The sequence below is a fragment of the bacterium genome, from assembly GCA_016873475.1.
Taxonomy (GTDB): Bacteria; Krumholzibacteriota; Krumholzibacteriia; order JACNKJ01; family JACNKJ01; genus VGXI01.
The window spans coordinates 1-1925 of sequence record VGXI01000382.1; the positions used below are offsets into that span (position 1 = coordinate 1).

Consider the following 1925-nt stretch of genomic DNA (forward strand, 5'->3'; position numbering starts at 1 on the left):
GCTTGAAGCCCGCTGGGCGCGCGCCTATGCTCGCGGCCCACCCCAGCCGATCGAGGCGCCGCATGGCCGAGCTTCCCGTCGTCACCCTGCTGCCCGGCGAAGAACGCCGGCTGCGCCGCGGCCACTGCTGGGCCTACGCGGGCGAGATCGCCGCCGCGCCGGATGGGCTCGCCGCCGGCGACAGCGTGCTGCTCGTCGACGCGCGCGGCGAGGCGCTGGGCAGCGCGCTCTGGAATCCCCAGTCGCAGATCCGCGCGCGGCTCTTCGCGCGCCGCCCGCTGGATTTCGCGACGCACCTGCCGCAGGCGCTGGAGCGCGCGCTCGACCTGCGCCTGCGGCTCTTTGCGGCGCCGCAGTACCGGCTCGTCTTCGGCGAGGCGGACGGCCTGCCCGGGCTCACGGTGGATCGCTTCGGCGCCCTGCTCGTCGCGCAACTCGCCTCGGCGGCCAGCGAGGCGCACGCGGCGGCGATCGCGGGCGCGCTGCTCGCGTTGCCCGGCGTCACCGGGCTCGTGCTGCGCCGCGACGCCGGCGTGCGCCGCAAGGAGGGCCTCGCCGAACTCGCGCCCGAAGTGCAGGGCGCGTTGCCGGCCGAGGCCTGGGCCGAGGAGGGCGGACTCCGCTTCGCGATCGATCCGCTGGGCGGCCTCAAGGGCGGCTGGTTCTGGGATCAGCGCGAGAGCCGCGCCTGGCTGCGCGGCGTCGCGCGCGGCCGCCGCGTGCTGGACCTCTTCTGCCACAGCGGGGGCTTCGCGCTGCAGGCCGCAGCGGGCGGCGCCCAGGCCGTGCTCGGCCTCGATCGCTCGGAGGCGGCCCTCGCCCTCGCGCGCCGGAGCGCTCTCGCCAACAGCCTCGGCAAGCGCTGCCGCTTCGCCGCGCTCGACTTGATGCAGAGCGGCAAGGGCAAGGCCGGCTGGCCGCACGGCGAGTGGGATCTGGTCGTCCTCGATCCGCCGGCGCTGGCCAAGGAGCGCGGCGAGGCGGAGAGCGCCCTCGGCGCCTACACTCACCTCAACCGCAAGGCCGCCGGGCGCGTGGCGCCGGGCGGCATCCTGCTCACCTGCTCCTGCACCTATCCGGTCGAGGAGCACATCTGGCAGGGCCACGTGCTGCGCGCGGTGGCGAAGTCGGGCCGCCACGCGCGGGTGATTCACCGCGGCGGGCAGGGCGGCGATCACCCGGTGCTGCCCGGCATGCCCGAGACGCGCTACCTCAGCGTGCTCGCCCTTCAGCTCGACTGAGCCTGCGGCGCCGGCAGCAGGCTGGTCGCGAAGAGCGCGAGGCCCATCACGACGACCACGGTCGCGCCCGTGGGCAGGTCCAGCCAGTAGGAGACGAGCATGCCGGCCAGGCTGGTCGCGATGCCGAAGCTCCAGGCGTAGCCCAGGCGCCGCGCGCCCTGCGCGCCGCGCAAGGCCGCAAACACCGAGGGCACGATGAGGAAGCTGAAGACGAGCAGCACGCCGGCGATGCGCACCGAGCTCGTCACGACGAGCGCGAAGACCGCATAGAAGAGGAAGTCCCAGAGGGCGAGCCGCCGCCCCGCCTGCCGCGCGCCTTCGGGGTCGGCGCTGAGCTGGGCCAGCGGCCCGTGCACCCGCCAGAGCAGGGCGCCGAGCAGGCCGTAGACCAGCGCCGTCTTCAGCACTTCCTGCCAGCTCACCCAGAGCAGCGCGCCGACCAGCATCTGCTCGACGTGCTCGGCGCCGTGCGGACTGCGCGCGGCGATGATGAGCGCGGCGCTCGAGGCGAAGACATAGGCGATGCCGATCACCGCTTCCTGCGGCACGCGCCGCAGGTGCTGGCGCGAGAGCGCGAAGAGGCCCGCCGCCCCGAGGGAGGCGGCGAGCCCGAGAAAGTAGGCGGGACGGCTCTCCAGTTCGACGCCGAAGAGCAAGCCCGCGGTGGCGCCGAGGGCGGCGGGG

Annotated in this window: 2 protein-coding genes; one reads left to right on the plus strand and one right to left on the minus strand. The window is 75.0% G+C overall.

The annotated features are described in order from the left end of the window. The first annotated feature begins 62 nt into the window (after positions 1-62). Entirely contained in the window at positions 63-1241 is a 1179-nt protein-coding gene (locus FJ251_15980) for a class I SAM-dependent rRNA methyltransferase (protein MBM4119199.1), read from the plus strand. On the opposite strand, the gene FJ251_15985 is transcribed toward FJ251_15980, so the two are convergent. Then, the coding region (locus FJ251_15985) for a metal ABC transporter permease (protein MBM4119200.1) at positions 1229-1925 on the minus strand (697 nt) is incomplete at its 5' end. The genes FJ251_15980 and FJ251_15985 overlap by 13 nt on opposite strands.

Bases quoted from the DNA above. Each gene is read 5' to 3' on its own strand.
- FJ251_15980 (MBM4119199.1), top strand. From the start codon at position 63: ATGGCCGAGCTTCCCGTCGTCACCCTGCTGCCCGGCGAAGAACGCCGG.